5 protein-coding genes and 1 pseudogene are annotated in these 6,091 nt (G+C 42.0%); 5 read left to right on the top strand and 1 reads right to left on the bottom strand.

Going from position 1 to position 6,091, the window contains the following annotated elements:
• The 4 genes and pseudogenes from JMX63_RS14105 to dusB form a co-directional block, all read left to right on the top strand.
• Positions 1–105 (top strand): annotated as a pseudogene (locus JMX63_RS14105) (IS1595 family transposase); the annotation flags it as partial.
• A 200-nt stretch (positions 106–305) separates the two neighbouring features.
• Positions 306–746 (top strand): HIT family protein, encoded by a 441-nt coding sequence (locus JMX63_RS14110; RefSeq protein ID WP_201573109.1) that lies wholly within the window; start codon positions 306–308, stop codon positions 744–746.
• Between the two features lie 319 nt (positions 747–1,065).
• On the top strand, positions 1,066–3,111 hold the full coding sequence (locus JMX63_RS14115; RefSeq protein WP_191115093.1) for a BCCT family transporter: 2,046 nt from the start codon (positions 1,066–1,068) through the stop codon (positions 3,109–3,111).
• Positions 3,112–3,232: 121 nt separating this feature from the next.
• On the top strand, positions 3,233–4,267 hold the full coding sequence (gene dusB, locus JMX63_RS14120; RefSeq protein ID WP_201573112.1) for a tRNA dihydrouridine synthase DusB: 1,035 nt from the start codon (positions 3,233–3,235) through the stop codon (positions 4,265–4,267).
• Between the two features lie 89 nt (positions 4,268–4,356).
• Here dusB and JMX63_RS14125 read toward each other — a convergent pair whose 3' ends face one another.
• Positions 4,357–4,758 carry a DUF1622 domain-containing protein gene (locus JMX63_RS14125; RefSeq protein ID WP_265089110.1) on the bottom strand — a complete coding sequence of 134 codons (402 nt, stop codon included), beginning with the start codon at positions 4,756–4,758 and terminating at the stop codon, positions 4,357–4,359.
• Between the two features lie 235 nt (positions 4,759–4,993).
• Here JMX63_RS14125 and JMX63_RS14130 point away from each other — a divergent pair, with 235 nt between their 5' ends.
• Positions 4,994–5,881: an SDR family NAD(P)-dependent oxidoreductase gene (locus JMX63_RS14130; RefSeq protein ID WP_102094760.1), complete on the top strand. Its 888-nt coding sequence runs from the start codon at positions 4,994–4,996 to the stop codon at positions 5,879–5,881.
• The last annotated feature ends 210 nt before the right edge of the window (positions 5,882–6,091 follow it).

Raw genomic sequence — 6,091 nt, forward strand, 5'->3', positions numbered from 1 at the left:
GATAAGAAGAATTTCCATTTATTTTTAAAAGAGTGCGAGTTTAGATTTAACTATGGGTCACCATCTAATCAGCTTAAAACGCTGAAAAAATGGTGTGATATTTAATCCTTATCTACTACAGCCCCAATATTTTTTTTAAAGCTCGTTAATACAGCCAGTTACAATTGATTTAATAATCTTGATCTCACATTGTTGGCTTGTACTAAAGTTATATTTCGTCCACTATATGACAGACACTTTTATCTATTTTGAATAGCTATTAAGCTATTAATTGACTAATAATAAAACTCTTAAAGGAAAAAATAATGACTGAATTGAATCAACAGACTACTTATGACGACAATAATATCTTTGCCAAAATGCTAGATGGTGATATTCCGTATCATAAGGTGTATGAAGATGATAAAACCCTTGCCTTTATGGATATCATGCCACAAGCAGAAGGCCATGTATTGGTGATACCGAAGCAAAAAGCTGTTGATTTGGCCGATCTTGAGCCAGAGTATGCTGCTGCAGTATTGATGACCTCTAAAAAGGTCATGCAAGCCCAACGTCAAGTGTTCGAGCGTGAAGGCGTTATCCAAATGCAGTTGAATGGATCACAAGCAGGTCAAACAGTCTTTCATTATCATGTGCACCTCATTCCATCAAGTATTCATGAATTGGGTCGTCATGCAGTGACCCAAGCTGATAACAATGATTTGGTAGATATTGCGCAGAAGTTGGCGGCAGTGATTGATGCATAGTTAGGAAACAGAGTGCTTCTGTTTAGGTATAAAAAATATTGGTGTTTACGAATTAGCGAACATTTATAGATTATAAATCACTAAAAAAATACATATACAATCAAAAGGCAGCTAGCAAGCTGCCTTTTTTATTTTCTTGGTAATAGTCATGTAACATTCGTTAAAGTCATGTTACGAGTTGAACGCTTGTCTAGGGTTTTGGAAAAGAGTGTGATAATTATTATAACCATTCACACACATTTTCTAATCTTTGCCTTACTTAGAATTTTTCATAAAAAGGCATCGTCAACTTTTTCAACTTTTGAGGATATTATCTTTCATGAGTAAATTACCTCGTTCGACTATTTTATTACCAGTCTTTGTACCTGCAGCCATTATTATGCTGCTATTGGTCATTGGTACGGCTATTAATCCTGAAGCAGCGGGTGCTCTGTTTAGTGATGTGCTTAGTTTTACGACTGAGACATTCGGCTGGTTTTATATGCTGGCAGTGGCACTGTTTTTGATGTTCATTATTGTACTGGCGTTTTCGTCTTATGGCAGTATCAAGCTGGGCCCTGATCATGCTGAGGCGGAGTACGGATTCCTTGAATGGTTTGCCATGCTGTTTTCGGCAGGTTACGGGATTGCGCTACTGTTTTATGGGGTAGCGGAACCAGTAATGCACTTTTCTAGTCCGCCAATGTCGGATCCGCAGACTATCGCCGCGGCAAAAGAAGCGATGCAAATTGCGTATTTCCATTGGGGTTTTCATATTTGGGCAATTTATGGTGTCGTTGGTTTATCACTAGCTTATTTTGCGTTTCGTCATGGTTTACCACTATCAATACGCTCGACGCTATACCCGATTATCGGTGACAGGATTCATGGCCCTATCGGTCATACGGTTGATGTGTTTGCGATATTAGGTACGATGTTTGGTATTGCGACCAGTCTTGGGTTGTCGGTATCGCAAATCAATGCGGGACTCAATTATCTATTGCCAGATATCATTCCAGTGAATACGACCGTACAGGTGATTGCCATTGCTTTGGTGACAGCCGCGGCATTGGTATCGGTATTGGCAGGGATGGATAAGGGTGTAAAACGCTTATCTATTTTAAATATGTTATTGGCAACTGCGCTGATGCTATTCGTATTTGTTGTCGGTCCGACGATTTTTATCTTAAATGCCTTCATGGAAAATACGGGCAGCTATTTGGGTAATATTGTCGAGCGTACCTTTAGCTTGCAGGCATACGAGAATAGCAATTGGATCGGCAGCTGGACTTTATTTATTTTCGCATGGACGATTGCATGGGCACCTTTCGTAGGTCTGTTTATCGCCAAGATTAGCCGTGGTCGTACTATTCGTGAGTTTGTATTGGGTGTGATGTTGGTACCGACCTTCTTTACGTTTTTCTGGTTTTCAGTGTTTGGTGATACCGCGCTACACATGATCATGGTTGATGGTTATACCTCATTAATCAGTGAAGTACAAAATAACCAAGCGATTGCTTTGTTCAAACTGTTAGAGAATCTACCGTTTACTGAATTTGTATCGTCGTTGACCATTTTATTGATTATTACTTTTTTTGTGACGTCTTCGGATTCTGGCTCATTGGTAATCGACTCGCTAGCGGCAGGTGGTCGCAGTGATACACCATGGTGGCAGCGTAGCTTTTGGGTAGTGACTGAAGGTGCTGTCGCAGCAGTATTGCTACTTGCAGGTGGTTTAGAAGCCCTACAGACAGCGGCTATCGTTAGTGCGTTACCTTTTGCGATTATTATTCTGATTTCTATGTTTGGTATGTGGCGTGCGTTACGTATCGAAGGACATCGTAATCAGAGCCTTGGTAATGACAACAGACTGCCGCCGCATTTACTCAAACCGTCTGCATGGCGCGAGCGTATTGATTATATGACCGATAAGCCAACGCGTGAAAAGGTTCTTAGCTATATTAAAGAAGTGGTTATGCCTTCGATGATGGAGGTGTCGTCTAAATTTGCAGAAACTGGCTGGACGACTGAGGTCAACTATGATGCGGTCAATAACCGAGCCGTATTAGAGCTACAGCGCGGTGACGATGTCGAGTTTTGGTATGAGGTGCGCTTATCTGAGCATGATGCGCCTGATTATTATACTGAAGACAGCGCAGATACTTTGCCACAAGAGCACCATCATCGCGCTGAGGTGTATCTACGCCGTGGTGGTCAGACCTATGATTTATACGGCTACAAATCTGAATCAGTGATTAATGACATCATTGATCAGTTTGAGAAGTATTTACATTTCCTCAATGTATCGCCTGATAGTCTACCGTGGCGCATGCAAGAGCATGATGATGACATCACGCTAGAGCAGGGCAGTGTGCTTGATAAATAATGCATGAAATGTATCAAAAATGACCAATGCTTATGCAAGCTATTCACGTGAATAGCTTGCAATAAACGCAGGAATCCTTAGAATAACGGCTTGTTTTCCTTACAAATCAAGCCGTTTTTTTATGTCTATTGATTCTCCCATTTTATCTTCGTCCTCGACTTTGTCTGATCATCCGCTATTACAGCCATTAAATATCGGTGGCCTGACGATTGAAAACCGTTTGATGGTCGCACCGATGGCAGGCGTGACGGACAACCCTTTTCGCCGATTGTGCAAATCATTTGGTGCAGGTCATGCGGTCAGCGAGATGATCATCGCTGATACCGCTCTTTATGCACGCAAAAAATCCTTGTACCGTGCCAATTTTGACAATGAGATTGCGCCTATTTCGGCGCAGATAGCAGGTGCTGAGCCGGACAAACTGACTGAAGCGGCCCGTTATCAAATTGATAATGGTGCACAGATTATCGATATCAATATGGGCTGTCCGGCCAAAAAGGTCTGTCGTAAGCTGGCAGGCTCTGCATTGTTGCAAGACGAAGATTTGGTTGCACGATTGCTAGATGCCACGGTCAATGCGGTAAATGCACCTGTTACGCTAAAGACACGTCTGGGTTTTGAAAACGGTCGTGAAAACATCTTACGAGTCGCCAAGCGTGCTGAGCAGGCGGGCATTGCAGCGATTGCTATTCATGGACGTACGCGTGAAGACATGTACACAGGCAATGCACGCTATGAGCTGATACGCGAAGTCAAAGAAAGCATCAGTATTCCTGTCATTGCCAATGGAGATATCGATAGCGCACAAAAAGCCCAACACGTCTATGAAATGACAGGCTGTGATGCGGTGATGATTGGGCGTGCTGCACAAGGGCAACCATGGATATTTCGCGATATTGAGCACTTTTTGCGTACTGGCGAGCGTCTAGAGGCACCGAGCGTTAGTGAGATAAAAGAGATCGTACTGGCCCATTTGCAAGAGCTTTATGATTTTTATGGCGAGTACTCAGGCTGCCGCATCGCTCGCAAACATATCGCTTGGTATACGACAGGTATTCCAAACTCTAACGCCTTTAGACAGGCGATGTATGGCGAAGAAAGTACCGTTGGGCAATTCAAAGTGGTCGAGACTTTTTTGCAGGCGCACGAGCAGTAATTGCTTAAATCTTGTTTTATAAACTCGTGCTAGTTACTTTTCATAGTACTTTTTACATCTTGCCTTTTGATAGCGCTTTTATATATCAGCTATGCTTTATCAATGGGCACAGTATGATTATCAGTATCAGACTGTTTATCAGGCACAGGCTTTCTATTTTGCCAAGGGAATCGACCTTCTAATTCAACCTGTAGCGATAAGCTTAAAAAGGTTCGAATCAGTACGATAAAACCTAGCACCAGTACGCTGCGTAGCGATGGCTCGGTGACGACAGTAGCTACGATATCAGCGGCAATCAGCACTTCTAACCCCAACAATATAGACTTGCCTACGGTCTGTCTGATTTCAACATAAGTATCATTATTAAAATGACCCGACGCTCGAAAAGCTCTATATAAAGCAAGAAATAGCCCAAAAAACATAATGAGGACGCCAATGACTTCGATCATTTTGGCAATTAAGTCGATATAGTGAGTTAGTGTGTGTATCAAAGCAGGTACTCCTTATAATAGATTAGAAAAAAGCTTAGCACTTAACACTTGGTACTTAGCACTTAGTAATTAACAATAAGCTAAAAATGTATCTATAAATATCTATGTCGACGACGAAATTTGTAAAGATCCCGTCAGCTAACGCTCACTATGGTTTTGTTCACTCCATACGACATTTTTTTGCTATGCTATAACCGAATACCAATAACTATAGAATAAACGAAAAGGACTTTTTATGGCCAATCTCTCGAAAAAAGCAATCACCAAAGCCGTCAAAGGCAAGAATATTATCATCACAGGCGCTTCAAGTGGTATCGGCGAACGTACGGCTTTTTTGCTCAGTGAATGCGGCGCGCATGTTATTTTGCTGGCCCGTACTGAAGATAAGCTAAAAATGGTCCAGGAAAATATTGAAACACTTGGCGGCGCGGCCAGCTACTATCCATGCGACCTTACCAATATGGATGAGATTGAAAAAACCAGTGAAAAGATTTTGGCTGACTTTAAGCATGTTGATGTACTAGTCAACAATGCAGGGCGTTCGATTCGCCGTTCAGTGCATGAGTCGGTCAACCGTTTTCATGACTTTGAACGTACCATGGAGATTAATTATTTTGGCGCGGTCAAAATCATTCTTGGTTTCTTGCCAACGATGATTGGTCGTCAAACCGGTCAAATCGTGAATATCTCATCAATTGGGGTATTGGCAAATAGTCCTCGCTTTTCAGCGTATGTCGCGTCAAAGGCGGCCTTAGATGCATTTAGTCGCTGTTTGGCTGCTGAAGTCAAAGGCGATAACATCAAAGTAACCAATATTTTTATGCCACTTGTGCGTACCCCAATGATTGCGCCAACCAAGCTATATCGTTATATGCCAGCACTGATGCCTGACGAAGCCGCGATGATGGTCGCAAAAGCCATCGTTCATAAGCCAAATAGTATTGCTAGTAATATGGGCAAATTTGCATCGGCGACTTATTCACTGGTACCAGCCTTTAACGTTGGTGTTCAGTCCATTGGTTATCGCATTTTCCCAAGTTCGACCGCTGCACAAACGACGGATAGCAAGCCTAACCTTGCTCAGCGCGCCTTTGCCAAAATTCTTCCTGGTGAGCATCACTAGAATCGATTTATTATCAGGCTCAAATATGATGAGAAAGGATACTACGGTATCCTTTTTTTATGCCTTAAAAATATGCTTAAACAGTATAGTCAATCTTAGATAAAACCGATACAATATTTATAACCAATTCATTTAGTGAAATAAACGATGACCTATTCAATCGACTTTCGCAAACAAGTGTTACGAAGCATTAAAGACGGCATGACCATT

The sequence above is a fragment of the Psychrobacter nivimaris genome (assembly GCF_904846365.1).
Classification (GTDB): domain Bacteria; phylum Pseudomonadota; class Gammaproteobacteria; order Pseudomonadales; family Moraxellaceae; genus Psychrobacter; species Psychrobacter nivimaris_B.